We start from the raw sequence: 26,511 nt of genomic DNA, 5'->3' as shown, positions 1-26,511 counted from the left end.
TGCCGCGGCACAAGAAGACACTGGAAACGCCGGGAGAGAAAAAATGCGCGCTGCCCTCGTAGCGGCGACCGTGCTGTCGTGCGCCGTCGCCGTCCCGATCACGACCGCTCACAGGGCTTCAGCTCAGGACTTGCCGACGTTCCGCATCGGCGTCATGAACGACCAGTCGAGCCTCTATTCCGACATCGCTGGCCCCGGCTCCGTCACCGCCGCCCAGATGGCGGTCGCGGACTTCAATCCGGAGAAGCACGGCTTCAAGGTGGAAGTGGTCTCCGCCGACCACCAGAACAAGGCGGACATCGGCTCCTCCGTCGCCCGGCGCTGGTATGACCTCGACAAGGTGGACGCCATCGTCGACGTGCCCACCTCCTCGGTGGCCCTCGCCGTCGCCGACATCAGCCGCGACAAGAACAAGGTCTTCCTGGTGGCGAGCGCCGGCACGTCCGACCTCACCGCCAAGTCCTGCACGCCGAATACCGTGCACTGGACCTACGACACCTGGGCGCTCGCCAACGGCACCGCCCGCGCCATGATCAAGCAGGGCGGCGATTCCTGGTACTTCCTGACCGCCGACTACGCCTTCGGCCATGCTCTGGAGCGCGACGCGGCCGAGGTGGTGAAGGCCAACGGCGGCAAGGTGCTGGGCCATGCGCTGGCACCGTTCCAGAGTTCGGATTTCTCCTCCTTCATCCTTCAGGCGCAGGGCTCGGGCGCGAAGGTGGTGGCGCTGGCCAATTCCGGCGGCGACACCATCAACTCGGTGAAGCAGGCCGCGGAGTTCGGCCTGTCGCAGAAGCAGAAGCTCGTGAGCCTTCTCATCTTCCTGTCAGACATCCATTCTCTGGGCCTGAAGACGGCGCAGGGCCTGATGCTGACCAATGCCTTCTACTGGGACCTGAACGACGGCACACGCGCCTTCGGCAAGGCGTTCGGGGCGCGCAACAACGGGCGCATGCCGACCATGAACCAGGCCGGCACCTATGCCGCCACGCTGCACTGGATGAAGGCCATCGCCGCCATGGACAAGGCGAAGGCCCATGACGGCGCTGCCGTGGTCGCGCAGATGAAGGCCATGCCCACCGAAGACCCGCTGTTCGGCAAGGGCCACATCCGCGCCGATGGCCGCACCATCCACAACATGTACCTGTGGCAGGTGAAGACGCCGGAGGAGTCCAAGGGCCCCTACGACTATCTGAAGCTGGTGGCGACCATCCCCGGCGACGAGGCCTTCCGGCCCATGTCGCCCGAGGCCTGCCCGATGCTGAAGAAGGCCGGCTGAGGTGACAACGCCGGCGACAGCCGCCCGCACGGACGGCAAGGCCTTTTCCCTCGCGATCCTCGTGGTCGCGGAAGTGGCGGCAATGGCGACCTGGTTCGCCACCACCGCCTCTCTGGGGGCGATCCGGGCGCAGTGGAGCCTGTCGCCCTTTCAGGAGGCCTTGCTCACCAGTTCCGTGCAGGCGGGCTTTGTCGCCGGCACCCTCCTTAGCGCGCTGCTCTCTCTGGCGGACCGCGCCGATCTGAGGACCCTCTTCTCCGTCTCCGCCCTCGTCGCCGCGCTGGCAAACGGGGCCATCCTGCTGTTCGAGCCCACCCATCCGGCGGTGCCGCTGCTGCGGTTCCTTACCGGCATGTGCATGGCAGGGGTCTATCCCGTGGGTATGAAGCTCGCGGCCACCTGGGCGAAGGGGGATCTCGGCCTCCTCATCGGCATGCTGGTGGCGGCCCTGACCCTGGGCTCGGCCTCGCCCCACGCCATGGCGGCGGTGGGCGGGCTGGATTGGCGCGCGCCGGTGGCGGGCGCGGCGGCGAGCGCGCTGGTGGCCGCCCTCCTCATCCGCTTCGCCAAGGTCGGCCCCAACCATGCGAAGGCGCCGCCGCTGAAGCTATCCAACGCCCTCGATGCGTTCCGGCGGCCGGCGCTCCGGCTCGCCAATCTCGGCTATTTCGGCCACATGTGGGAGCTCTACGCCATGTGGGCGTGGATCGGCGCCTTCTTCGCCGCGAGCTTCGCCGCGCGCTATGGCGATGGCCCGCCCCTCGACCCGCGCCTCGCCACCTTCTGCGTGGTTGCCATCGGTGCCGTGGGCGCGCTGGGCGGCGGCTTTGCGGCCGACCGGCTGGGGCGCACTTTCGTCACGGCGCTCTCCATGGCGGTGAGCGGACTGTGCGCAGCGGGCATCGGCTTCCTGTTCGGGGCCTCGATCTGGCTGGTGCTGCCGCTGGCGCTGGTGTGGGGCGTGACGGTGATTTCCGATTCCGCCCAATTCTCCGCCGCCGTGACGGAGCTGTCCGACCGCAGCCTCATCGGCACCATGCTGACGGTACAGACCTGCGTCGGCTTTCTCATCACGCTGGTGAGCATCCACTTGCTGCCCTACGCGGTGGATGCGTTCGGCTGGCGCTTCGCCTTCCTCATCCTCGCCATCGGCCCCTTCCTCGGCGTCCTCGCCATGCTGCGCCTGCGGCTCCGGCCGGAAGCCGCTGCCATGGCCGGCGGGCGGCGCTGATCCCTCTCCACGAGGCTTTCATGACCTTCACCAAGATCGCTTACGAAACCCGCGACGGCATCGCCCTCCTCACCCTCAACCGGCCCGAGCGCACCAATGCGCTGGACCAGGAGATGCTGGGCGAGATCAACGCCGCCATGGACCGCGCCGAGGCGGATGCGGACGTGAAGGCGGTGATCGTGCGCGGCGCCGGCAATGCTTTCTCCTCCGGCTTCGACCTGAAGGCGCAGATGGAGGCGCGCCCGGTGGGCGTCGATGCGTGGCGGCCTGTGCTGCGCAAGGATTTCGACACGGTGATGCGCTTCTGGCACTGCCCGAAGCCCACCATCGCCATGGTGCGCGGCGCCTGCCTTGCCGGCGCCTGTGAGCTGGCGCTGGCCTGCGACATGACCATCGCCTCGGAAGACGCCTTCTTCGGCGAGCCGGAGCTGAAGTTCGGCGCCGGCATCGTGGTGATGCTGCTGCCGTGGATCGTCGGCCCCAAGATCGCCAAGGAAATCATCCTGCTCGGCGAGGATCGGGTGAGCGCACAACGCGCGGCCGAGATCGGCATGATCAACCGCGTCGTTCCCGCCGACCGGCTGGAGGACGAGGCGCTGCGCATCGCCCGGCACATCGGCGCCATTGATCCCAGCCTCGTGAAGGAAACCAAGCGCGCCCTCAACCGCGCACTGGAGACGCAGGGCATGTTGCAGGCGCTGGAGAGCGCGCTGGAGATCGACCTTTCCATCGAGGGCGCCGGCTCGGCCGACAAGATCGCCTTCTTCGATGTCGCGCGCCGCGAGGGCCTGCGCGCCGCCATCGCCTGGCGCGATGCGCGCTTCCCGACCCGCGAAGGCTGAGGAGGCCGTGATGGCGAAACCGGGCACGCTCTGCCGCATCCTGGACGAAGCGGCCGGCACCGTGGCCGAGGACGGCGGCGCATCGCACACCGCCGACGCCCTGCGCCTCGCCGCCTCCGACCTCGCTGCGAAGCTGCGCGCGGACGGGCTCGCGCCGGATGAGCCGGTGATCGTCGCCCTGGCCAATCGCGCCGCGGACCTCGCCTCTTTCTTCGGCGTCTGGCAGGCGGGCGGCGTCGCGGTGCCGCTCCACGCCGGCGCGGCCGAGATGACCCGTGCCACCATCCTCGAGGAGACCGGCGCCCGGTTCCTCGTGGCGGATGGCACCGTGGCGCGCCTTGCGGCGCCGCCGCCGCCGGCCCGCCCGCAGCTCGACGGCGCGGCGCTCATCGTCTTCACCTCCGGCTCCACCGGCAAGCCCAAGGGCGTGGTGCTCGCCCATGACCGCTTCGCCGGAAAACTCGATGCGCTTCAGGACCTGCTCGCCCTGACGCCCAACGACAAGGTGGTGCTGCCGCTCCAGCTCATCTTCATCTTCGGCCTGTGGGTGGCGCTGCTCTCCCTGAAGACGGGCGCGCGGCTCGAACTGGTGGGCAAGTTCACGCCCGCCGGCCTCAAGGCGCACCTTCCCGACGCCACCGTGCTCGCGACCGTCCCCTCCATGCTGCGGACCCTGTTCGGCGAGGGCGAGGTGGCGGCACCGCAATTGCGCACCATCCTCACCGGCGGCGAAGGGCTGGGAACGCATCTGGCCGGGGCGATCGCGACCCAACTGCCCAGTGCCGGGGTGTTCGACCTCTACGGTCTCACCGAGACCGGCTCCTGCGACTTCTGCCTGAGGCCGGCGGACGCGGAGACGGGGCGCGGCTCCATCGGCCGGCCGACGCCGGGCATCGACTACCTCATCTCGGACGATCCTGCCGCCGGAGCCACGGGCGCGGGGCCGGACGCGGCGGGCGAACTGCTCATCCGCACGCCCTTCGGCATGATCGGCTATCTCGACAATCCCGACCTCACGCAGACCGCCTTCCGGGACGGCTTTTTCCGCACCGGCGACGTGGCACGGCGTCGGCCGGATGGGTGCGTGGAGATCGTCGGCCGCATCAAGGAGATCGTCTCCCGCGGCGGCAACAAGATCGCTCCGGCGGAGATCGAGACGGTGCTCTGCGCCCATCCCGCCGTCGCCCAGGCCCTCGCGGCAGGCGTGCCCGACCCGCGCCTCGGCGAGGCGCTCCATGCAGCCGTGGTGCTGCGGACGGGAAGCGGTGCCTCTGCCGATGAACTGCGCGCGTGGTGCGCGGCGCGCATCGAGCGGTTCAAGGTGCCGGACGCCATCCATGTGGTGGCCGCGCTTCCCACCGGCCCCACGGGGAAAGCCTACCGGCCGGGCATCCGCGCCCTTGCCGACGCGGCGGTTCCGACCGGAACGCAAGGCCGCTAGGACCGGGACGGCGGTTCTTTACACGAACCGCCGTTGCCCGCCGTCCCCCGCCTGCGAGACCCAATGTCGCGCTCCCGCCGTGGAACCCGGACCCGCCTTCGCGCCTTCCTTCCGAGATGCCGCGGAGGCATGTCCGAACATCCGGGGGCGAAGGGACGCATTGCTCGACCGCCGATCATTCATGCTGGGTGCGACTGCGCTTTCGGCTCTTCAGGCCGCCGCAGCTCATCCCGCGCTTGCCCAGGAGGGCGAGCGGTTCGATGCCGACACGGTACGCAACACGGCGCGCCAGCTTGCCGCCAAGCCCTTCAAGCAGGGCAACCAGTCGTTGCCGGCGGAGCTCGACAAGCTCAGCTATGACGACTACCGCAACATCCGTTTCAACGCGGACCGCTCAATCTGGCGGGGGCAACGGCTGCCGTTCGAGATGCAGCTGCTGCATCGAGGCTTCCTGTTCCGCGATCAGGTGGATGTCTTCGTGGTGGCCGAGGGACGGGCACGGCGCATCGCCTATGATCCCGGCCTGTTCCGTTTCGAGCACGGGCTGAAGACGCCCCAGCCCGGCACCGACCTCGGCTTTTCCGGCTTCCGCCTGCACGGACCGCTGAACCGGCCTGATTATCTCGATGAGATCGCGGTGTTTCAGGGCGCGAGCTATTTCCGCGCCGTCGCCAAGGGGCAGGGCTACGGGACGTCCGCGCGGGGTCTGGCTGTTAAGACGGCTTCGGCCTCCGGCGAGGAATTCCCTGTCTTCAAGGCCTTCTATGTGGAGCAGCCTCGACCGGACGTGCCCTCCATCGTGGTTCACGCTCTGCTCGACAGCCCGAGCGCCACGGCGGCCCATCGCTTCACCATCCGCCCCGGCGATGCGACCGTGATGACCGTTGAGATGGCACTGTACCCCCGCACGGACCTGACCGAGGCGGGCATCGCGCCGCTCACCAGCATGTTCCTGTTCGGACCGGCCGACCATGCCGGCTTTGACGATTTCCGCCCCGCCGTTCGCGATGCCGAGGGCCTCGCCATCACCGACGGCACGGGCGAACAGCTCTGGCGGCCGCTCTCAAATCCCGGCCGGCTTCAGATCAGCGTGTTCTCGGGCTCGAACATGCGCGGCTTCGGCCTGATGCAGCGCCAGCGCTCCTTCTTCGACTATCAGGATCTGGAAGCACGCTACGAGAAGCGGCCGAGCGTGTGGGTGGAGCCCATCGGCGACTGGGGCGAAGGCGCGGTGCATCTGGTGGAAATCCCCACGCCGCAGGAAGTCCACGACAACGTCGTCGCCTTCTGGCGCCCGAAGGATACCCTGCGCAAGGGCAGCGAATACACCTACACCTATCGCCTGCACTGGACGTGGGACATGCCCACCCCGCCGGCCCTCGGCCGCGTGGCGGGCACGCGTGCGGGTGGGACCGACGAGCGGCGACTGTTGGTCATCGATCTGGTGGACGGCCCCATGGCGGGGCTGACGCCGGACGGCATCCGGCTGGATGTCTCCGCCAGCGCGGGAGAGGTCCGCGACGTGGTGCTCCAGCCCAATCCGGAAATCTCCGGCGCCCGTCTCTCCTTCGCCTTCGAGCCGAAGGGCGCGAACCTCTCGGAATTGCGGGCACGTCTCATGAAGGGCGATATGCCCCTCACCGAAACCTGGCTCTATCGATGGACGCCCTAGCGCACGCCCGGCCGGCCACGCGCCAGGCCCCGGCGCCCGCTTTGCCGCCCGAAGCGCCCCTCGCCATGCCGGCGCAGGATTTCCGTCGCAGGCCGGAACGGGTCAGGTCCGGGACGCGGCTCGGCGCATCGCTCATCGTCCGCCGTGCCTTCGTGTTCGGCGGGGCCATCGCGTTGACCGGCCTTGCCGCCTACGAGATGTACAAGGTGCTCGACGTGGGCGGGCTGACCTACCTCGAATACGCGGTTCTGGTGCTGTTCGTCGTCCTCTTCGCGTGGATCGCCCTCGCCTTCACCAATGCCCTCGGCGGCGCCATCAGCCTTCTGTCGGGCCGCAAGGCGCTCGGCATCGACCCGGACGCCCCCCTGCCCGCTCCGACCATCCGCACCGCCCTCCTCATGCCCTGCTACAATGAGGAGCCGAACCGCGTCTTCGCCGGGCTGGAAGCCACATGGTGCTCGCTGGAGGCGACCGGGCGCGCCGGCCTGTTCGACGTGTTCATCCTCAGCGACACCACCGATCCGGATGTCTGGGTCGCGGAGGAAGCCGCCTTCCTCGCCCTGCGCCGGCGCACCGGCGGCCGCTTTTTCTATCGCCGCCGCGCGCAGAACACGGACCGCAAGGCCGGCAACATCGCCGATTGGGTCACCCGCTTTGGCACGGCATATGAGGCGATGCTTATCCTCGACGCCGACAGCGTGATGACCGGCGACTGCATGGTCCGCCTCGCCGACGCGCTGGAGCGCAATCCGGATGCAGGGCTGATCCAGACACTGCCGGTGATCGTGGGTGGCCGCACGCTGTTCGCCCGGCTCCAGCAATTCGCCGGGCGCCTCTATGGCCCCCTCATCGCCCACGGACTTGCCTGGTGGCACGGACCGCAGAGCAATTATTGGGGCCACAATGCCATCATCCGCACCCGCGCCTTCGCCGAGGCGGCGGGCCTGCCGCACCTCAAGGGGCGCAAGCCGTTCGGCGGGCATATCCTGAGCCACGATTTCGTGGAGGCGGCCCTGCTGGTGCGCGCAGGCTGGGGCGTCCACATGGTGGCCGGCCTTCCCGGCAGCTATGAGGAGGGGCCCCCTTCCCTCACCGATCTCGCCGTGCGCGACCGCCGCTGGTGCCAGGGCAATCTCCAGCACGCGGCCGTGCTGCCAGTGCGCGGGCTCCGCTTCGCGAGCCGCATTCATCTGCTCACCGGCATCGGCTCCTATGTCTCGGCGCCGCTGTGGCTGCTGATGCTGCTGGCGGGCCTTCTCACCTCCCTTCAGGCGCGCTTCGTGCCGCCGGATTATTTCCCCTCCGGCTTCGCTTTGTTCCCGGTCTGGCCGGCGCAGGACCCGGTACGCGCGGCCTGGGTGTTCGGCGCCACCATGGCGGTGCTGCTGATGCCGAAATTCATCGCCTTCGCGCTGATGCTCGGTGATGGCACCGTGCGACGCGGCTTCGGCGGCGCGGGGCGGACCTTCCTCGGCATGATCAGCGAGATCCTGCTCTCGGGCCTCATGGCGCCGGTGACCATGGTGTCCCAGTCCTTCGCCGTGGTCAGCATCCTCATGGGGCGGGACGGCGGGTGGAATCCGCAGCGGCGGGACGACGGCAGCCTCGGCTGGCGGGAGGCGTTCCGGCACTTCTGGCCCCACACGCTCCTCGGCCTCGGCTTTGCGGCCGCGACCGCCGCCATCGCGTGGCCGCTGATGGCCTGGATGTCGCCGGTGATCCTTGGGCTTCTGATGGCGGTGCCGCTCGCGGTGTGGACCAGCCGTCCGCGCCGTCCCGGCGGACTTCTGGAAACGCCGGAGGCGAAGACCCCTCCGGCCGTCCTGCGCTCGGCCACGGACCTGCGCGCCGCCCTCGCCGGAACCGACGGTCCGGCGGAGGCCGTCGCGCACCTCGCCGGCGATCCCGACCTCCTCGCCTTCCATCGCAATGCGTTGCCCGCGCAGGGCAAGCGCCTGCCCGGCGATGTCCGCCCCGATCGCCTCGTCGCGCGGGCGAAGATCGAGGATGCGCGCTCGCGCGCGGAGGCGCTGACGGGGCTCTCGCCTAAGGAAAAGGCCGCCGCCCTCGCCGACGATCAGGCCCTTGCCCGCTTGCTCGCGCTCACCTGAACGCCCACCCCGGGACCGGCGCGATCAGTCCCGGTCCGACACGGACCGGCGAATGTGGGCGGCGAGGTGATCCGCCGCCGACGAGCCGCCGGGGTGGCGCTCCCACAGGATGAGATCCACGCTTTCGAGCGGCGGCAGACCTTCCGCGCTGCCGAGACGCACAAGCCCCGGCGTGCGGACAGATTGCGCGAGGACGCATACGGCGGAATCCGCCAGAGCCATGGATTGCAGGCCGGCGATGCTCTCCGAGATGCAGGCGATGCGCCAGCGTCGGCCGATATGGTCGAGCGCCGCCAGTGCATAGTCCCGGTAGAGATTGCCGTCCGGCAGCATGGCCAGCGGAATGGGGTCCGCAAGGTGGGCGCTGCCGCCCTCCGCACCCAGCCAGATCAGCGGTTCGGGCCGCAGCAGCGTTCCGGTGCCGACGCGCGGGGAGACGCCCGGCATGCGGGTGGCAATGGCGATGTCGAGAAGGCCCTCGGTCATGTCCTGCGCCAGCTGCCGCGACAGCGCGCAGCGCACCGTCACCTCGACGCCCGGATAGGTATCGCGGAAGCGGGCCAGCGTCTCCGGCAGGAGGAAGGCGGCATAGAGATCCGGGCAGCCGAGCGTGACGCGGCCCGCCACATCGTCGGCGGAAAGCCGCAGCCGGGCTTCCTCATCCAGCCGCAGCATGGTGCGCGCATGGGGCAGCAGCATCTCGCCGTGCCGCGACAGCTTGAGATGCCGCAGGTCCGGCTCGAACAGGGGAAAGCCCGCCGCCGCCTCCAGCCGCCGGATCTGCAGGCTCACGGCCGGCTGGGTGCGGTTCAGGCGCCGGGCGACACGGGTCACGCTCTTCTCCTCCACCAGGAGAACGAAGGTGCGCAGCAGGGCAATTTCCAGCGGCCGGGACATGCCGCCCATTAAAATAACTTTGCCAAGAGCAAAGCAATATAAATTTGATTTGATCGCAATGCATCTGTCTAATCTATGAGCGGTCGCGATCGACTGTCCAATACCTGCTCAAGATCTGCGATTTTGATGCACATCAAAAAGGCATTTGCGCAACCGCAAGGCATTGTCGCCCTGCGCCGTGGAGGCGATGTGAACCCCAGCCCCTTCCTTCAGGTCCACGGTCTGACCCGGCGCTATGGCGGCGTCGCCGCACTCGACGGCGTCACCCTCGATCTCGCCCGTGGCCAGGTCACTGGCCTCATCGGCCCCAATGGTGCCGGCAAGACGACGCTGCTCAACGCACTCACGGGGCTCGCCCGGCCGGAGGCCGGAACGGTGCTCCTGGAGGGCGAGAACGTCACCGGCCTTCCGGCCCACGTGATGGCTGCCAAGGGCGTGGTCCGCTCCTTCCAGATCGTGCGGGAGCTCTCAAGCCTCACCGTGTTCGAGACCCTTCTCGCCGCCCCGCCGGCCCAGAGTGGGGAGACGGTGACGGGCGCCCTGTTCGGCCGCCGCAAATGGTGGGCGCAGGAGCGCGCCAACGCCGATCTCGCCCGTGCGCTGCTGGAGCGGGTGGGGCTCGTGAAGCTCGCCGACCAGTCGTCCGCCATGCTCTCCGGCGGCCAGAAGAAGCTGCTGGAAATGGCCCGCGCACTGCTGATGAAGCCGAGACTGATCCTGCTGGATGAGCCGGGCGCCGGCGTCTCGCCGCCGCTGCGGCTGGAGATCGTGCGGCTGGTACGGGAGCTGAAGGCGGAGGGCCTGTCCTTCGGCATCGTCGAGCACGACATGCATCTGGTGGAGGAGGTGTGCGACCACGTTCACGTCCTCGCCCAGGGGCGCGCCCTCGTCTCCGGTACCTTCGCCGAGGCCACGGCAGACCCGCGCGTCGTCTCCGCCTATCTCGGGGTGGCGGCATGACTGCGCGCCCCTGCGATCCGAAGGCGGAAGAACTTTCCCTCGCGCTCGCCGTCTCGGGCCTGCGCGCCGGCTACGGCCGGGGCGGCGATATCGTGTGCGGCATCGATCTCGCCCAGACGGCGGAGAGCATTGTCGCCGTCATCGGCCCGAACGGCTCGGGCAAATCGTCCTTCATCAAGACCATCGCCGGCCTTGTGCCGACGCGGGCCGGAACGGTGACGGTGACGGGGCGGGACATCACCACGCTCTCGCCGGCACGCCGGGTGGCGTCGGGGCTCGCTTATGTGCCTCAGGAAGCCAACATTTTCGCCACCCTCACCATCGCCGAGAACCTGAAGCTCGCCACCGAATTCCTGCGCGGGCGCGCCGGCGTCGGTCCGGAGCAGCGGGAGAAGGTGCTCGATCTCTTCCCCGAACTGCGGCAGCGGCCGCGCACGCTCGCCGGCAACCTCTCCGGTGGCCAACGGCAGATGCTGGCCTTCGCCTGCGCCCTCCTTGCCAATCCCGAGGTGCTGCTGCTCGACGAGCCCTCGGCCGGTCTCTCGCCCAAGATTGTCGGCGAGACCATGGAAGCGGTGGTGCGCGTGCGGGAGGCCGGCGTCACCGTGCTGCTGGTGGAGCAGAACGTCGCCGCCGCGCTCGGCATCGCCGACGAGGTGGTGGTGCTGGTCGCCGGCCGGCTCACACTCCGCGCCTCCGCCGCCGACATCCGCCAGGCGGACCTCGCCGGCCTCTTCTTCGGAAAGGCGGCCTGAGCCATGGCGCTTCAGCTCTTCCTCAACGGCCTCGTCACCGGCCTGCTGCTCGCCCTGCCGGCGCTGGCGCTGACACTGGTGTTCGGCATCCTGCGCTTCGCCAATTTCGCGGTGGGGGCGCTCCTCACCCTCGGCGCCTATGCGGCTTATACGGCGAATGTGGTGCTCGGCCTGCCGCTGCCCATCGCCGCCGCTTTCGCCGCGGGTACGGTGGCGCTCGCCTCCCTCATTGCCGATGCGCTGGTGTTCGAGCGGCTGCGGACGCGCGGCTCCATCACGCTGCTGGTAGCCTCCATGGGCGTGTCGCTGGTGGTGGAGAACATCTGCCGCTTCATCTTCGGCAATGCCGCCAGAAGCTTCGATCTCGCGGTGGCCCGGCCCATGCGCTGGAACGGTCTGCGCATCAACCACGAACAGCTCATCACCGCCGGCGTGGTGATCATCGCGCTGGTGCTGTTGCACCTTCTCATCACCGCCTCGCCGCTCGGCCGGGCCATGCGGGCGGTGGCGGACAATGCCTCCCTTGCCGCCGTGCGCGGCGTGGAGCGGCGCACCATCGCCCGCATCACCTTCGCCCTCACCGGCGCGCTCATCGGGCTCGCCGGCGTGCTGGCGGGGCTGGATCGCGCCATCGATCCGCTGATGGGCTGGAACTACCAGATCCCCATCTTCGCCGCCGCCATCCTCGGCGGGCTCGGCAGCCCCATCGGCGCGGTGGCGGGCGCGCTTCTCATCGGCTTGGCGGAGGAGATGTCCGCCCTCGTCCTGCCCGTCTCCTTCCGGCAGATCGTGAGCTTCGGCGTCATCCTGCTGCTCCTCCTGTTCCGCGCCAATGGCCTGTTCGGGGCCAAGGCCATCCGAAAGTGAGGGTGCGGCAATGATCTCCTACCTCGTCACCGTCGTCATCCTCGTCGCCATCGCGGCCCTCGTCGGGCTGGCGCTGAACCTGCAATGGGGGCTTGCCGGGCTGGTCAATTTCGGCGTCGCCGGCTTCGTCGCGCTGGGTGCCTACACGCTGGCCATCAGTGCGCCGCATGTGGGCTGGCTCGCCGGTATGGTGCTCGCTGCGGCCGTTTGCGCGGGCCTTTCCATGCTGCTGTCGCTGCTCACCATCCGGCTGGAAGAGAATTACCTCGCCATCGTCACCATCGGCTTCGCGGAGATCGTGCGCATCCTGCTGCTCAATCTCGGCGAGCTGACCGGCGGGGCGCTCGGCATCGCCGACATCCCGAGACCCTTCGCAGGCATCACGCCGGCGGGATGGGGCGATGCGGTGATCCTCGCCTTCGCGGTGGGATTGGTAGCGGTCGTCTTCGTCTTCAGCGAGGCGCTGGTCCGCTCGCCCTTCGGCCGGGCGCTGCGGGCGGTGCGCGACGATGCGACAGCCGCAGCGGCACTGGGCAAGCCCGTGCTGGCCCTGCGGGTGCGCGCCTTCGCCATCGGCGGGGCGATCATGGGGCTCGCGGGGGCGCTGCACGCCTTCTTCCTCACCTATATCGACCCGAGCCAGTTCACCCCCATCATCACCGCCTATGCCTTCATGGCGGTGATCGCCGGTGGGCGCGGTTCCAACCTCGGCCTCGTCCTCGGTGCCGGCTCCATCATGCTGATCCTGGAGGCGACGCGCTTCCTGAAGGACGTGATCCCGGGCGTCGATGGCGTCCAGCTCTCCGCCCTGCGGCTCGGCATGATCGGGGTGGGCATCGTCCTCCTCCTCATCCTTCGCCCGGAAGGCCTCGTCTCCGAGCCGAAGCGCCGCTTCGCCGATTTCTTCCCGCCCGAAAGCGAGAAAGCCTGATGCCCCGCGTCGCCCCCCTCACCGCGGCCGACCTGCCGCCCCCCTATGCGGAGGTCTTCACAGCCTTCGCTGACGGCTATTCCGATTTCCGCGATCAGGCGTCGGTGCTCGCCCATGTGCCGCCCGCGCTCGACCATCTTTACCGGATGCTGATGGAGCTGCGGGCGCGGGAAGGCGTGCCGTTCCGCTACATCGAGCTGGCGGTCGTGACCGTCTCGAAGCTCAATGCCTGCCCCTATTGCGTCTCCCACCACACCCCCCTGCTGGAGGTGGAGGGCGTGCCCGAGGAGGCGGTGGCCGCCCTCCCCGCGAGCGACCATCCCGCCTTCGATGCGGCCGACCGCGCAGTGATCGACTACGCCCGGCTCGTCACCCAGCGCGCCTGGGGCATCCGCGACCACGTGTTCGATGACCTACGGCAGCACTTCACCGAAGCGCAGATCGTCGAACTGACGCTGCGCGCGGCGCTCGCCGGTTTCTTCAACCGCTTCAACGACGCACTGCAGATCGACGACGGCGCCGCCGAGGCGCTGCTCCACCTCCATCCCGAACCCGACACAGCAGCAGGAGAACAGCCGTGACGCGCAGTCTGCCCCTCACTCGCCGGCACGTGGTCGCCGGCCTCGCCTCGCTTCCGGCGGCCGCCCTGCTGGGCCGGCCGGCGGTGGCTCAGGCGGCGGAGATCCCCATCGGCATGGTGCTGCCCTTCTCCGGTGCCACCGGCCCCTATGGCCCGGACATGAAGAAGGCCGCCGAGATGGCGGTGAAATGGGTGAACGATGCCGGCGGCATCCTCGGCGGACGCCCGCTGAAGCTGTTCATCGAGGATTCCGAGACCAATCCCACCGTCGGCGTCACCGGCACCAAGAAGCTGCTGGAAGTGAACAAGGTGGAGCTGGTGGGCGGCTTCTGGGGCAGCCCCATCGCGCTGGCGGCCAAGCCCATCATCCTCGCCGCCGACAAGGTGCAGATGGTCTCGTGCTCGGCCAATGCCGTGACCGAGGGCGACACCAAGGGCATGGTCTTCCGCTTCCAGGCCAAAAGCACGTCCTGGGGCCCGGCCGGGGCCAAGGTGATGAAGACCATCGGCGCCAAGACGGCGGTGGTGCTGGCCCAGCAGAACCCCTTCGTCGTGGCCATGATCGAGCCGTTCAAGGCGGAGTTCGCCAAGCTCGGCGGCAAGGTGCTCGACGTGGTGATGTACAACCCGGACCAGCCCTCCTACCGCTCGGAAGTCGAGAAGGCATTCGGTGGCGATCCGGACGCGGTGTTCTGCCTCTCCCTGCTGACGGATTTCGTCTCCATCGCCAAGGAAGTCTATCGCGGCGGCTTCAAGTCCAAGATCGTCGCGTTGTCCATCGGCGCCGACGCGGAGGGCAAGTTCCTCCAGGCCGTCGGACCGGAGGTGGCGAACGGCATCTACCACCTTCAGCCCGCGCCGCCGCTGGACTCGCCGTCCTACAAGAAGTTCGTGAAGGAGATGGGCGCGGCGCCCGGCACCGTCTTCCTCTTCGCCGGCAACGCCCACGACCAGATGTGCGTCACCGCCCTCGCCATGGAGCACGCCAAGTCATCCGACGCGAAGGTGTGGGCCAAATCCGTCTTCGAGGTCTGCAATCCGCCCGGCGAGGAGGTGGACGACGTGGTGAAGGGCCTTGAGCTCATCCGCGCCGGCAAGAAGATCAAGTTCGTCGGTGCCGGCGCCACCTGCGATTTCGACGCCCGTGGCGACCAGATCAACCGCTCCTTCCTGGTCCAGGAGATCAAGGGCGGAAAGAACGTCTCCCTCGGCATCATTACCTGACGCCCAGGCTCCCATCCCCCGGCCCGGCCGGGGGATGACCATTCAGTCAAAGCACCAAGGTCTCATCATCAGCATGCGCAGGGCATCCGGCGCGTGAACCGGAAAGCCTTGCCCAGGATCGGGACAGGGAGGATCTACCATGCCAAAACCCATGCATCTGTGCGGCTTCCTCATCGCCGGCCCGGTGGTGCACAGCCACGCCATCTGGCGCAATCCGGCGCACGAGACGCCGTTCCTCAGCCTTGACCACTACGTGCGCATCGCACGCCTGCTGGAACAGGGCTGCTTCGACTTCCTGTTCTTCGCTGATCGTCTCGCCATCGCTGATCGCTACGGCGACAGCCATGCCGCCGGCCTCGCCCGTGGCGACCAGGACGCGACACGCATGGACCCCATGCCGATCCTCGGCGCCATGGCGGCGGTGACGCGCCATATCGGCCTCGGCGCCACGCGCTCCACCACCTATGACGCCCCCTACAACATCGCCCGCGAGTTCGCGACGCTGGACCATATCTCCGGCGGGCGGGCGGCGTGGAACGTCGTCACCTCCATGAACGACGGGGAGGCGCTGAACTTCGGCACCGTGCCGCATCTCGGCCATGACGAGCGCTACGACCGCGCCGACGAGTTCATGGAACTCGCCTTCCGCCTCTGGGACAGCTGGGACGAAGATGCCCTCGTCCTCGACCGGGCGGCCGGCATCTACGCCGATCCCGCCAAGGTGCATTACGTGAACCATCGCGGGCCGTGGTTCCAGTCGCGCGGGCCGCTCAACATCCCGCGCAGCCCGCAGGGCCGGCCGGTGATCGTGCAGGCGGGCTCCTCCGGGCGCGGCAAGGCGTTCGCGGCACGCTGGTCCGACGTGATCTTCGCGCTCCAGCCAAATATGGAGCGGATGCGCGCCTTCAAGGCCGATGTGGCGGGTGCGCTCGAAGCGGCGGGCCGTCCGCCGGGGGCGAGCAAGGTGCTGATGGCCATCATGCCCTTTATCGGCGCCACCCGCGCCGAGGCGGAGGCGAAGGAGGCCCTGCACGATTCCCTGGCCGATCCGGTCGCCGGCCTCTCCACGCTGGCCGCCCACGCCAACACCGACTTCTCCAGCCTGCCGATGGAGGCCACGGTGAAGGAGATCGCCGCCTCGGGCAGTCAGGGCAACCTCGCCGCGCTCCGCAGCATCACGCCCGATGGCGGCATGACCATCGCCGAGGCGGGCGGCGTCTATGCGCGCGGCGTCATGTGCCCGCGCGCCGTGGGGACGGCAGAGGACGTGGCGGACCAGCTCATCGCCATCATCGACAGTGGCGCGGCGGATGGCTTCGTGGTGTCGCCGGCCTTCCTGCCGGACACGTTCGAGGATTTCGTGAGGGAGGTCGTGCCGCTTTTGCAGGCGCGCGGCTACCTGCGGCGCGGGTATGGCGGCGGGCAGCTGCGCGACCTCCTCACCGAGGGGGCGGCCTGATGCGTCCCTCCTCCGCCACGGAGAAGCCGCCCGTGGATGCGGCCGACTTCAAGGCCGCCATGCGGGTTCTGGCGGCGAGCGTCACAGTCATCACCTCGCGCCGCGGCGACCAGCTCAATGGCATGACGGCGACGGCGGTGTGCAGCGTCAGCACCGCCCCGCCCCAGATCCTCGCCGTGGTGAACCGCGAGACCACCTCCCACGGCCTGATCGCCGACAGCGGCGCCTTCGCGGTGAACATTCTCGCCGCACACCAGCAGGAATTGGCGGGCCGCTTCGCCCGCCGGCTCGACCGGCCGTTCGAGGATGTGGCGCATGGACTGGGCGAGACCGGCTGTCCCCTTCTCGCCGAGGCGGTGGCCGTGATCGAGTGCCGGCTGCGCGAGCGCCACCACGCCGGCACGCACACCATCTTCGTCGGCGAGGTGGTCGGCGTCAGCTGCCGCGGTGCCGAGCCGCTGCTCTATTTCGACGGCGGGTATCGGCGGCTCGCGGCGGCGGATGGCGCCCCGCCGTCTTGGCGGTGAACGCACGCCGCGGGTTCTGGCGTGCGCCAACAATCTCAGGTCCCCTTGGCGCTCAGGGCTCGCGACCGGCCAGGACGGCCGCGCGAGCCCTGAGACACGCCCGCCAAAGCTAGCGGTTCACGACGCGGCCGCTGAAGGTCAGGACCATCACCGCGCCGAGCACCAGAATTGCCGCCAGGGTGTGCAGGGCAACCATGCCACCATCAACGACATGATCGCGCAGCCACCCGATCGCGAAGGGCGCCGCGAACCCGCCCAGCGCGAGGGCGGAATTGATGAGCGCGAGGCCGCCTGCCAATGCCGGGGCGCCGAGGACAAGACCCGGCAGCGTCCAGAACGTGGCGATGGCCGAGCTTATTCCCGCCACTCCCATCGTCAGCCCGATCAGCACCGTGGTGAGATCGCCGCTGGACTTGACGGCGATCACGATGCCCAGGGCTCCGACGAGGATGGGCATGACGAGATGCAGGCGCCGCTCGCGGAAGCGATCCGAAGACCACCCCGCACCGATGATGACAACGATGGAGAACAGGTGCGGAATGGCCGACAGAAGGCCGATCATCGTATTCGACCCGGCTCCCGCCTCCTTGAGCAGGGTGGGCATCCAGAATGCAATTCCGAGGAAGCCGGCGCCCAGCGAAAAGTAGATGAAGGTCAGCTTCCACAGCGCCAGGGACGTCAGCGCGTCGCGGAATGAATGGCCCGGGGTCGCATGGGCTTCCTCCACCTTGATCTGCTTCAGCCGCCCCCGGTCGTCCGGCGAAAGCCATTCGGCATCATCAGGCCCGTCGCGCAGGATGAAAAGGCAGGCAATTCCCAGGAGAATGGACGGAAAGCCCTCGACCAGGAAGAGCCACTGCCACCCCTTCAGCCCACCGACCTGATGCAGCGCATCGAGGAGCCAACCGGAGACCGGGCCGCCGATCAGGCCGGAGATGGGAATGGCGCAGATCAGGGCCGCCATGATGCGCCCGCGCAGCCTGCTCGGGTACCATGTGGTCAGGAAGTAGATGATACCCGGAAAGAACCCGGCTTCCGCAACCCCGAGCAGGAAACGCAGGATGTAGAATGAGACCTCGCCCTGCACGAAAAGTGTCGCACAGCTGATGGCGCCCCAGCTGATCATGATGCGCGCCAGCCAGAGCCGGGCGCCGACGCGATCGAGGATGAGGTTGCTCGGCACCTCGAGGAAGAAGTATCCGATAAAGAAAATACTTGCGCCGAACCCGTACACGGAGTCGCTGAATTGCAGGTCCTTCGCCATGGATATCTTCGCGAACGACACGTTCACCCGGTCGATATAGGCGAACAGGTAGCACAGCATGATGAACGGGATGAATTTCCAGCTTATTCTTGCGAACAGGCTCCCGTCCTCGTCACTGGCGCCCGCGCTGGCGATTGCTGTTGTATCGGAGCTCATGTGGCTTCCCCCGAATTCATATTATCGTTGTTTGCACGTCACGCCGCGTATCTCGACTGCCGGCGCTCCAGCAGGCGCAGCAGAGCCTTCCAGTCGCGCTCGTCGATGAAGGGGTCGATATCCTCGAACTGCTTCGCGGTCCGCCGGGCGACGGCCTCGGACGGAAAGATGAGGGACGAGCCGGCAGACTGGGCGGCCACCTGGATCTTGCAGGCCGTCTCCAGGTAATACATGAGCTCGAACGCGTCCCGGACCGTCTTTCCGCACGTCAGAAGCCCGTGATTTTCAAGAATGAGTGCGTTGTGCGAGCCGATATCGCGCACGAGACGCGTCTGCTCGTCGAGATCGAGGGCGATGCCTTCGAACGGATGATAGCCGATCCGCTCGAAGAAGCGCAGGGCGTGCTGAGAGATGGGCAGCAGCCCCTCCTTCCGCGCGGAGACGGCGACGCCGGCGGCCGTGTGCGTGTGGAAGATGCATCGTGCGTCCGGTCGCGCGCGGTGTATGGCCGAGTGGATGACGAAGCCGGCGGGGCTGACATCCAGCGGGTCGTCATCCAGCTGGTTGCCGTCGATATCCACCTTCACCAGGTTCGATGCATTCACCTCCTCATAGAGCAGGCCGAAGGCATTGATGAGGAAATGCTCGTTCTCGCCGGGGATGCGCAGGGAGATATGATTGTAGATCATATCGGTCATCCCGTAGTGGGCGCACAGATGGTAGCATGCGGCAAGCTCGACGCGCGCCGCCCATTCCCCATCGCTGACCCGGTGGCGCAAGGTGGCGCGACGCAGCAGTGACTGCTGCATTTTATCGTTGTTCATCACCCAGGATGCTCCCTATCATCTCTTTCAGCCATGTTTGGGCGGGGGTGAAGCTGCAGCAGCCGTCCTGCGAAATCCAATGCCGTGTGAGCTAAGGACATAACCAAAAATCATGCCCCTGGATTCGAGATTGGTCACGGCGTTCCTCGCGGTCGCCGAGCAGGGCTCTCTCAGCCGCGCGGCTCAGGTGCTCAACCTGACCCAGCCCGCCCTGACCCGCACGATCAAGCGCCTGGAGGCCCAGGTGGGCGCGCCACTGTTCGAGCGCCAGCCGACCGGTATGAAGCTGACCGCCTACGGCGAAGTGCTGCTGCGCCGCGCGCGCATCCTTGAAAGCGAGACCCAGACCACGCTCTCGGAGATCCGTGCGCTGCGGGGTATCGGGCAGGGCAGCGTCCGGCTCGGGGTTGTGTCCAGCGCGGCCGAAGTCCTTCTTCCGCCGTCGATCATGCGCATGGGGGCCGCATTTCCGGAGACGGTGCTCTCCATCGTCGTCGGGCTCGAAGACGAATTGGCCGTGCGCCTCGTGCACGGTGAGCTGGATCTGGCGGTGGCCTTCCATTTGCCGGAGGGACAGGACATTCAGTGTCTTGTCCGCGGCCCCTCGCACGAGGGCTGCTGCTTCGTCTCCGGCAGGGGGCACGCGCTCGCATCGCGCGCCAACCTGTCGCTGGAGGATATCCGGGAGGCAAATTGGGTGCTTCCGCCCGAAGGCACTTCGGTGCGCTCCCAGGTCAGCGAGGTATTCGCCCGCAACGGCGTTCCCGCCCCCGACGTTCGCGTCGAGACGCAATCCCTGCTGGTCATGAAGGCCCTGGTGGAGCGGGCCGGCTTTTTGACCTGGCTACCGCCGATGCTGTTTGAAGGGGTCGCTTCGCCTCTCGTCGCGCTGGATGTGAGACAGGCGCAGATGCAATCGAGCCGGAGCTTCTCGATCTATTGCCGGACGAACAGCTTGCTGACGGTCGCCGCATCCCGCGCGCTGCAGCAACTGCGGAAAGAACTGGGTTTCGGCCACCAGGCGGGGGGCGCCCGCGGTGCGACCTGAACAGCGGCCAGCGTCGCCCGCACCGTCGCCGCGCGCCTATCGCAGCGCGCGCATGGCGCGAACGATCCAGTCGATCTGCGGCGCATAGTGCGTGCGCACATCCTGGCTGCGGCAGGCGAGGTGATAGGAGAAGATGCCGGGCACCGAGAGGTCGAACAGGCGCACGAGTTCGCCCGTCCTGAGATAGTCCCGCACGACGAGGGAGCGCGCCATGGCGATGCCCTGCCCAGCGAGCGCGCCGCGGATGGTGAGGGCGATGTCGTCCAGAAGCGTGGACTGGGTGGGGTAGACGATGGGCAGGTTCGCCTTTTCCAGCCACAGGTTCCACGTCACCTGGGAATGCAGCAGCAGCGGCACCTCGGGCATGCGCTCCAGCGACAGGTCCGGATAGCGCGCGAGGAAGGCGGGGCTGCAGACCGGAAACACCTCCTCGTCCGCGATCTTCTCCACGATCATGCCGGGCACGTCGCCGGTGCCGTAGACCAGCGCGATGTCGGTGTCATCCGGGCACTTTTCCTCAAGGTCCGCGAGGCTCGTCATGCGCAGCACGACGGGGCCGAGCACCTGCTTGAACTCATTGAGGCGCGGCAGCAGGAAATGCTCCGCCAGCGCCACCTGGAGCGACAGGTTCAGCATCTGCGGCCGCGGCACCGCCTGGGCGTGGGCCACCGCATAGGCCTGGCTGAGATAGTCGAGCGCACGCCTCGTCTCCGCCGCGAGGCTCCGGCCGACCACGGTGAGCGCCATACGGTTGCCCTGCCGCGTGAAGAGCGGCTGGCCGACGGCCTCCTCCATGGCGCGGATCTGGTGGCTCACGGCGCTGTGGGTGATGCACATCTCCTCGGCCGCCGACGTGAAGCTGCCAAGGCGCGCCGCCGCCTCGAAGCAGCGCAGCGTCTGGAGCGACGGCAGGGAGCGATAGAGTTGAGACATTCCAATTTCACATGCGGCCACGGATAAATGCCCTTGAGGCATGAGGCCCCGCCGCCCGCATGTCAATTCCGCTCACATCCCGCTTGAAAATTGACCAATTGCGGCGCGCACCCGCCATTCCTATCAAGGTCCAAAGCCCTGTTCGCCAAGGCATTTCGTGGCCGAGGCGGAAAGGCCCGCGCAAAAGGCGCGGCAAGCAATAATCGTGGAGGAATACCGATGAGCCTCGATGTCTCTGGCAGCCGCCCTGCGGCCGCCGGCGCGCGCTGGTATGTGGGCGCCACCAAGGCCCAATGGCAGTCGTTCTGGTCCGCCTATCTCGGCTGGGCCCTCGACATCATGGACCTCCTGCTGTTCGCGATGCTGATCAGCCACATCAGCGCGGACCTCGGCATGGAGCGGTCCACCGCCGGCATGATCGCCTCCGCGAGCCTCGTGGCCACCGCCTTCGGCGGCCTCGTCTTCGGCTTCCTCGCCGACCGCATCGGCCGCACCCGGTCCATGGTGCTTTCGATCCTGTGCTACTCGGTGGGCACCCTGCTGTGCGGCTTCTCGCAGAGCATCGCGCAACTGCTGCTGTTCCGCGTTGTCGTCGGCCTCGGTGTCGGCGGCGAGTGGTCGGCCGGCGCGGCCCTCATCACCGAGACCTGGCCCGCCCAGCACCGCGGCAAGGTGATGGCCTGGGTGCAGAGCGCGTTCGCGTCGGGCTACGCGCTGGCGGCCATCGTCGCGGCGGTGCTGCTGCCGGTGATCGGCTGGCGCGGCGTGTTCTTCTTCGGCATCGCCCCGGCGATGCTCGCCTTCTGGATCCGCCGCCACACGCCGGAGCCGGAGATCTGGAAGCAGCAGACCCGCCGCCTGACCTTCATGGAAACCGTGCGGATGCTGAGCGGCGAGCATGGACGCAGCACGCTGGTGTGCTTCGCCTTCACCGCGGCGGCCATGTGCGGCTACTGGGGCCTGTTCACCTGGATTCCAACCTGGCTCGCCACCCCCGTCGCCAATGGCGGCCCCGGCCTCGACCTCGTGAAGTCCACCACCTGGATCGTGGTGATGCAGGTGGGCGCGGCGCTCGGCTTCATCTCCTTCGGCTACGTGGCGGATTCGCTGGGCCGCAAGGTGGCGTTCATCGTCTACTTCGTGCTGTCGGCCATCGCGGTGCCGGTCTACACGATGATCTCCACGCCCACGGCGCTGCTGGCCTTCGGCCCTGTCGTCGCCTTCTTCGGCACCGGCTTCTATTCCGGCTTCGCCCCCACCTTCGCCGAGATGTTCCCCACCAACGTGCGGGCCACGGCGCAGGGCTTCATCTACAACGCGGGTCGCGCGGTGAGCGCCCTCGCCCCGATGATGGTGGGCTTCCTTGCGACAAGCTACGGCCTCTCTGGTGCCCTCGCCTTCACGGCCGGCTTCTTCCTGCTCGCCGGTCTCATCGTCCTCATCTTCCTGCCCGAGACGAAGGGAGCCAAGCTCCAATGAATGCCGTCACTTCCGCGCCGTCCCGCAGCTTCGATTTCGAGGACTGGCTGAAGGCCGCCGAGGCTGCCCGCAGCATCGACCTCAGCCACCCCATGCAGAAGGGAATGCCCATTCACCCGGCGCATCCCCCCTTCCACATCACCCTCAACAACCGGCACGGCGACGTGCTGCGCTCCTGCGGCCACTCCTCGTCCAACGAGCTGATGGTGACGAGCACCCACTCGTCCACCCACATCGATGCCCTGTGCCATGTCTCCGAGCATGGCGCGCTCTATGGCAAGTATGATGCGGGCAAGGAGCAGCAGGGCACCGGCCTGTTCAAGGTGCACGGGGCGGAAACCATCGCCCCCATCTTCCGGCGCGGCGTGCTGCTCGACGTGGCGCGCGCGCTCGGTGTCGAGGCGCTCGATCCCGCCCACGAGATCACCGTGGCGGAGCTGGAGGCGGCCGAGGCCGCATCCGGCACCCGTGTGGGGGCGGGCGACGTGGTGCTGGTTCGCACCGGCTGGGCCGCCTACTGGCAGGATTCGCCGAAATATCTCGGTCTCGATTCCGCCGGCGCGCCGGGGCCGGGCGTCGAGGGCGGACGCTGGCTCGCGGCGCGCAAGCCGTTCTCCGTGGGCTCCGACACGTCCGCGTTCGAGGTGATGAACCACCACAACATCACGTTGGAGGTGCACATGATCCTCATCGCCCAGAACGGCATCCACATCATCGAGAACCTCACCCTCGACGAGCTGGGCGCGGCGGGCCAGGGCTCCTTCGCCTTCGTCGCTCAGCCGCTGCGGATCACCGGCGCCACGGGCTCGCCGGTCCGCCCCCTCGCCCTCCTGTGACCCCGCGCCGGAACACGCACCCATGATGACCGAAGAGGAGCGCCGCCTCGGCGCAGAATCCATTCTCAAGGCCGAGCGGGAGGGCAAGCCCGTCGTCCAGCTGAGCCGTACCTTCCCGCACATGGAGATCGAGGACGCCTACCGCGTGCAGGATCTGTGGGCGCAGGCGCGCATCGCCAACGGCGCCCGCGTGGCCGGCCACAAGATTGGCCTCACCTCCCGCGCCATGCAGATGGCCTCGAAGATGACCGAGCCGGACTATGGCCGCATCCTCGACGACGCGCTGTTCAACGACGGCGCCCAGATCCCCGCCGCGCGCTTCATCAAGCCGCGCCTTGAGGTGGAGCTGGCCTTCGTGATGGGCGAGGACCTCGAAGGGCCGGGCGTGCGCATCTATGACGTGATGCGCGCCACCGAGTTCGTCGTGCCAGCGCTGGAGATCATCGACTATCGCACCGAGGTGCCCCGCGCCATCGTGGACACCATCGCCGACAACGCCGCCTTCGCCGCGATCGTGGTGGGCGGGCGCGTCATCCGCCCCATGGACATCGACATCCGCTGGGTGGGCGCAACGCTGAGCAAGAACGGCATCATCGAGGAGAGCGGCGTCTCGGCCGCCATCATGGGCCATCCGGCGGCCGGTATCGCCTGGCTGGTGAACAAGCTTTCCGCCGTGGGCGCGAAGCTGGAGAAGGGGCAGATCGTGCTGGCGGGCTCCTTCACCCGGCCCGTGGACATCGCCGCCGGCGACGTGATAACCGCCGATTATGGACCGGTGGGCGCCATCAGCGTCTCCTTCACCTGAGGCTTTCACCTGAGGCTTTCCCATGGACCTGCCCCGCAACGCCTTCAAGGCGGCCCTCATCGAGGGCCGCCAGCAGCTCGGCCTCTGGTGCACCCTCTCCAGCGCCTACGCCACCGAAGTGGTGGCCGGTGCCGGCTATGACTGGCTGCTCCTCGACACGGAACATTCCCCGGCCGAGCTGACGACGGTCCTCGCCCAGTTGCAGGCGGTCTCGGCCTATCCGGTATCCCCGGTGGTGCGGCCGGCGGCCAATGACACCGTGCTCATCAAGCGCCTGCTCGACATCGGCGCACAGAGCCTGCTGATCCCCTACGTCCAGAATGCCGAGGAGGCCCGCGCCGCGGTGGCCGCCACCCGGTATCCGCCCGACGGCATCCGGGGGGTATCCGCCCTCACCCGCGCCACCCGCTTCGGCCGGGTGAAGAACTATCCCCACGCCGCCGCGCGGGAATTGTGCCTGCTGGTGCAGGTGGAAACGCAGGAAGCGCTGGACCAGATCGACGCCATCGCCGCTGTCGAGGGGGTCGATGGCATCTTCATCGGCCCCGGCGACCTTGCCGCGAGCCTCGGCCATGTGGGCGACCTGAAGCATGCCCGCGTGGTGGATGCCGTGGAAAACGCCATCATCCGCATCCACGCCGCCGGCAAGCCGGCGGGCATCCTCACGGGCGACCCCGCCTTCGCCAAGCGCTGCATCGATCTCGGCACCACCTTCACGGCCATCGGCGTCGATGCCGGCATCCTCGCGCGCCAGTCGGAGCAGGCGCTCGCGGCCTTCCGCTAGACCAGCGCTGGATTTAGGCCGGGAAGCCAATCGCGTCAGGCGCACCGGAAACTGCTGCCGAACGTCGGCCTTGGGTACGGGCGGGTTCAGGACCGGGACGCCTCAGGCCCCTGCCGACGGGCGGTTGTAGCCGGGCGGCTGGGCGCGCTCGAACGCCGCCGCCGCGCGCACCACATCGTCCTCGCAATAGGAGCGGCCGACGATCTGAAGGCCAATGGGCATGCCCTGAGGCGAGAGGCCGGCGCACACCGCCCCGGCGGGCTGGCCGGTGAGGTTGAAGGGGTAGGTGTAGAACACCCAGGACACGAGATTGCGGTCCTCCAGCCCCTCCGGCAGGTTGCGCCCGGCCTCCAGCGCGCTCACCGGCAGCACCGGCGAGATCAGCAGGTCGTAGCGCTCGAAGAACAGGCGCATCTTCTCGCGCAAGGCGTAGCGGGCAAAGACGCTGGCATAGTAGCTCTTCATCTCCTGGCCGAGGGCCGGCATCAGGATGTCCGCTACCGCCGGGTCCAGAAGCGCGCGGCGGTTTTCCAGCACATCGCGCAGACGGGTGCCGACGCCGGCATAGAATTCCGCCGTCCACAAATCGGCGGGGTCGGTGTCGAACACCGCGTCCACCTGCTCCACATGGCAGCCCAGCGCCTCGAAGGTCTGGGCGGCACGGTCGGTCGCGGCAATCACCTCGGGCGCGGGGCGGGCGTAGCCGAAGGTGGGGCTGTAGGCGACGCGCATGCCGGCCACCGAGGCCTGCGCCGCGCCCATCACGTCCGGCACCGGGCCGGCGACGGCGAAGGGATCGCGCCGGTCGTGCCCGGCCACGGCGGAAAACAGCAGCGCCGCATCGCTCATGGAGCGGGCGATGGGACCCACATGGGCCAGCGTCGGCGTCGCCGAGGTGGGCCAGACCGGCACCCGGCCGAACTGGCCCTTCAGGCCCGAAAGCCCGCTGAAGGCGCAGGGAATGCGGATGGAGCCGCCGCCGTCGGTGCCCAGCGCGAACGGGGTGATGCCCGCCGCCACCGAGGCCGCCGCTCCCGCGCTGGAGCCGCCCGGCGTCATGGCGAGATTCCACGGATTGCGGGTGATGCCGGTGAGCGGGCTGTCGCCGATGGGCTTGCAGCCGAATTCGCTGGTGGTGGTCTTGCCGATGAGGATGCCGCCCTGCGCCTTCGCCCGCTCCACGGCGGGGGCGTCCACCTCGGCGATATTGTCGGCCATGGCGCGGGAGCCGGAGGCATAGCGCACCCCCTTCACCGCCATCAGGTCCTTGGCGGAAAACGGCAGTCCGTGGATGAGGCCGAGCGGCGCGCCCTTCATCACCGCATCCTCGGCGACGCGGGCGGCGGCCATGGCCTCCTCCTCCAGGATGAGGAAGAAGGCGTTGAGGGTCGGCTGGGTGGCGATGGCGCGATCGAGCGCGCGGCGCGTCAGCTCCACCGGTGAGACGTCGCGCCGGGCCACCAGCGTGCGCAGGGCCGTCGCGCTCAGGGTGTCGAACTCGGCGGACATGGGGCTGCTCCGGCGCGGGATTGATCTTGGGTGAAGACCGCAAAATGAGCGCTGCTGGATGGTCGGCAGTGACCATCCAGCAGACCCATACGTCTAG

24 protein-coding genes are annotated in these 26,511 nt (G+C 68.3%); 19 read left to right on the top strand and 5 right to left on the bottom strand.

Annotated elements, in window-relative coordinates:
• Window positions 1-43 precede the first annotated feature (43 nt).
• The 6 genes from V5F74_RS10860 to mdoH all read left to right on the top strand — a co-directional run bounded on the left by V5F74_RS10860 (window position 44) and on the right by mdoH (window position 8,576).
• Window positions 44-1,279: an ABC transporter substrate-binding protein gene (locus tag V5F74_RS10860; protein ID WP_394007966.1), complete on the top strand. Its 1,236-nt coding sequence runs from the start codon at window positions 44-46 to the stop codon at window positions 1,277-1,279.
• A gap of 1 nt (window position 1,280) precedes the next feature.
• A complete protein-coding gene (locus V5F74_RS10855) occupies window positions 1,281-2,510 on the top strand; it encodes an MFS transporter (protein ID WP_394007965.1) in 1,230 nt (409 codons plus the stop codon).
• A gap of 20 nt (window positions 2,511-2,530) precedes the next feature.
• Window positions 2,531-3,352, top strand: a complete 822-nt coding sequence (locus V5F74_RS10850) for an enoyl-CoA hydratase/isomerase family protein (RefSeq protein ID WP_250166261.1) — start codon at window positions 2,531-2,533, stop codon at window positions 3,350-3,352.
• Between the two features lie 10 nt (window positions 3,353-3,362).
• On the top strand, window positions 3,363-4,793 hold the full coding sequence (locus V5F74_RS10845) for a class I adenylate-forming enzyme family protein (protein ID WP_394007963.1): 1,431 nt from the start codon (window positions 3,363-3,365) through the stop codon (window positions 4,791-4,793).
• Between the two features lie 181 nt (window positions 4,794-4,974).
• A complete protein-coding gene (locus tag V5F74_RS10840; RefSeq protein WP_029554962.1) occupies window positions 4,975-6,465 on the top strand; it encodes a glucan biosynthesis protein G in 1,491 nt (496 codons plus the stop codon).
• Window positions 6,453-8,576 carry a glucans biosynthesis glucosyltransferase MdoH gene (mdoH, locus tag V5F74_RS10835; RefSeq protein ID WP_029554963.1) on the top strand — a complete coding sequence of 708 codons (2,124 nt, stop codon included), beginning with the start codon at window positions 6,453-6,455 and terminating at the stop codon, window positions 8,574-8,576. Before V5F74_RS10840 ends, mdoH begins: the two co-directional genes overlap by 13 nt.
• 24 nt (window positions 8,577-8,600) lie before the next feature.
• Here the strand turns inward: mdoH and V5F74_RS10830 are convergent, their stop codons facing one another.
• Window positions 8,601-9,473, bottom strand: a complete 873-nt coding sequence (locus V5F74_RS10830) for a LysR substrate-binding domain-containing protein (RefSeq protein WP_029554964.1) — start codon at window positions 9,471-9,473, stop codon at window positions 8,601-8,603.
• 189 nt (window positions 9,474-9,662) lie between these two features.
• Between V5F74_RS10830 and V5F74_RS10825 the strand changes: the two genes are divergently transcribed.
• The 8 genes from V5F74_RS10825 (at window position 9,663) to V5F74_RS10790 (ending at window position 16,776) form a co-directional block, all read left to right on the top strand.
• Window positions 9,663-10,433: an ABC transporter ATP-binding protein gene (locus V5F74_RS10825; protein WP_029554965.1), complete on the top strand. Its 771-nt coding sequence runs from the start codon at window positions 9,663-9,665 to the stop codon at window positions 10,431-10,433.
• Window positions 10,430-11,188, top strand: a complete 759-nt coding sequence (locus V5F74_RS10820) for an ABC transporter ATP-binding protein (RefSeq protein ID WP_051678698.1) — start codon at window positions 10,430-10,432, stop codon at window positions 11,186-11,188. The genes V5F74_RS10825 and V5F74_RS10820 overlap by 4 nt, the downstream gene beginning before the upstream one ends.
• 3 nt (window positions 11,189-11,191) lie before the next feature.
• Window positions 11,192-12,055 carry a branched-chain amino acid ABC transporter permease gene (locus V5F74_RS10815; protein WP_029554967.1) on the top strand — a complete coding sequence of 288 codons (864 nt, stop codon included), beginning with the start codon at window positions 11,192-11,194 and terminating at the stop codon, window positions 12,053-12,055.
• Between the two features lie 10 nt (window positions 12,056-12,065).
• On the top strand, window positions 12,066-12,986 hold the full coding sequence (locus V5F74_RS10810; protein ID WP_394007959.1) for a branched-chain amino acid ABC transporter permease: 921 nt from the start codon (window positions 12,066-12,068) through the stop codon (window positions 12,984-12,986).
• On the top strand, window positions 12,986-13,567 hold the full coding sequence (locus tag V5F74_RS10805) for a carboxymuconolactone decarboxylase family protein (RefSeq protein ID WP_394007957.1): 582 nt from the start codon (window positions 12,986-12,988) through the stop codon (window positions 13,565-13,567). The genes V5F74_RS10810 and V5F74_RS10805 overlap by 1 nt, the downstream gene beginning before the upstream one ends.
• On the top strand, window positions 13,564-14,790 hold the full coding sequence (locus V5F74_RS10800; protein WP_394007955.1) for an ABC transporter substrate-binding protein: 1,227 nt from the start codon (window positions 13,564-13,566) through the stop codon (window positions 14,788-14,790). Before V5F74_RS10805 ends, V5F74_RS10800 begins: the two co-directional genes overlap by 4 nt.
• 139 nt (window positions 14,791-14,929) lie before the next feature.
• Window positions 14,930-16,249, top strand: a complete 1,320-nt coding sequence (locus tag V5F74_RS10795; RefSeq protein ID WP_394007953.1) for an LLM class flavin-dependent oxidoreductase — start codon at window positions 14,930-14,932, stop codon at window positions 16,247-16,249.
• A complete protein-coding gene (locus tag V5F74_RS10790; RefSeq protein ID WP_394007951.1) occupies window positions 16,249-16,776 on the top strand; it encodes a flavin reductase family protein in 528 nt (175 codons plus the stop codon). The genes V5F74_RS10795 and V5F74_RS10790 overlap by 1 nt, the downstream gene beginning before the upstream one ends.
• Window positions 16,777-16,885: 109 nt before the next feature.
• Here V5F74_RS10790 and V5F74_RS10785 read toward each other — a convergent pair whose 3' ends face one another.
• Window positions 16,886-18,196: an MFS transporter gene (locus V5F74_RS10785; protein WP_394007949.1), complete on the bottom strand. Its 1,311-nt coding sequence runs from the start codon at window positions 18,194-18,196 to the stop codon at window positions 16,886-16,888.
• A gap of 38 nt (window positions 18,197-18,234) precedes the next feature.
• Window positions 18,235-19,020, bottom strand: a complete 786-nt coding sequence (locus V5F74_RS10780) for a class II aldolase/adducin family protein (protein WP_081762565.1) — start codon at window positions 19,018-19,020, stop codon at window positions 18,235-18,237.
• Window positions 19,021-19,132: 112 nt separating this feature from the next.
• Here V5F74_RS10780 and V5F74_RS10775 point away from each other — a divergent pair, with 112 nt between their 5' ends.
• Complete coding sequence (locus V5F74_RS10775) at window positions 19,133-20,068, top strand: LysR family transcriptional regulator (protein WP_394007947.1); 936 nt, start codon at window positions 19,133-19,135, stop codon at window positions 20,066-20,068.
• 36 nt (window positions 20,069-20,104) lie between these two features.
• On the opposite strand, the gene V5F74_RS10770 is transcribed toward V5F74_RS10775, so the two are convergent.
• A complete protein-coding gene (locus V5F74_RS10770) occupies window positions 20,105-21,001 on the bottom strand; it encodes a LysR substrate-binding domain-containing protein (RefSeq protein ID WP_394007945.1) in 897 nt (298 codons plus the stop codon).
• Between the two features lie 219 nt (window positions 21,002-21,220).
• On the opposite strand from V5F74_RS10770, the gene V5F74_RS10765 reads away from it, so the two are divergent.
• The 4 genes from V5F74_RS10765 to hpaI are packed head-to-tail and all read left to right on the top strand — an operon-like array spanning window position 21,221 to window position 24,905.
• Window positions 21,221-22,480, top strand: a complete 1,260-nt coding sequence (locus V5F74_RS10765; RefSeq protein ID WP_394007943.1) for an MFS transporter — start codon at window positions 21,221-21,223, stop codon at window positions 22,478-22,480.
• Entirely contained in the window at window positions 22,477-23,316 is an 840-nt protein-coding gene (locus V5F74_RS10760) for a cyclase family protein (protein WP_394007941.1), read from the top strand. The genes V5F74_RS10765 and V5F74_RS10760 overlap by 4 nt, the downstream gene beginning before the upstream one ends.
• A 22-nt stretch (window positions 23,317-23,338) precedes the next feature.
• Entirely contained in the window at window positions 23,339-24,121 is a 783-nt protein-coding gene (gene hpaH / locus V5F74_RS10755; RefSeq protein ID WP_029554978.1) for a 2-oxo-hept-4-ene-1,7-dioate hydratase, read from the top strand.
• Window positions 24,122-24,143: 22 nt separating this feature from the next.
• A complete protein-coding gene (gene hpaI / locus V5F74_RS10750; RefSeq protein ID WP_394007939.1) occupies window positions 24,144-24,905 on the top strand; it encodes a 4-hydroxy-2-oxoheptanedioate aldolase in 762 nt (253 codons plus the stop codon).
• Between the two features lie 102 nt (window positions 24,906-25,007).
• Here the strand turns inward: hpaI and V5F74_RS10745 are convergent, their stop codons facing one another.
• Entirely contained in the window at window positions 25,008-26,414 is a 1,407-nt protein-coding gene (locus V5F74_RS10745) for an amidase family protein (protein ID WP_394007937.1), read from the bottom strand.
• Between the last annotated feature and the right edge of the window lie 97 nt (window positions 26,415-26,511).

The sequence above is a fragment of the Xanthobacter aminoxidans genome (genome assembly GCF_043193615.1).
GTDB lineage: Bacteria > Pseudomonadota > Alphaproteobacteria > Rhizobiales > Xanthobacteraceae > Xanthobacter > Xanthobacter aminoxidans.
Note: the sequence above shows the minus strand (reverse complement) of the source record. Positions and strands in the feature narration are given on the sequence as shown.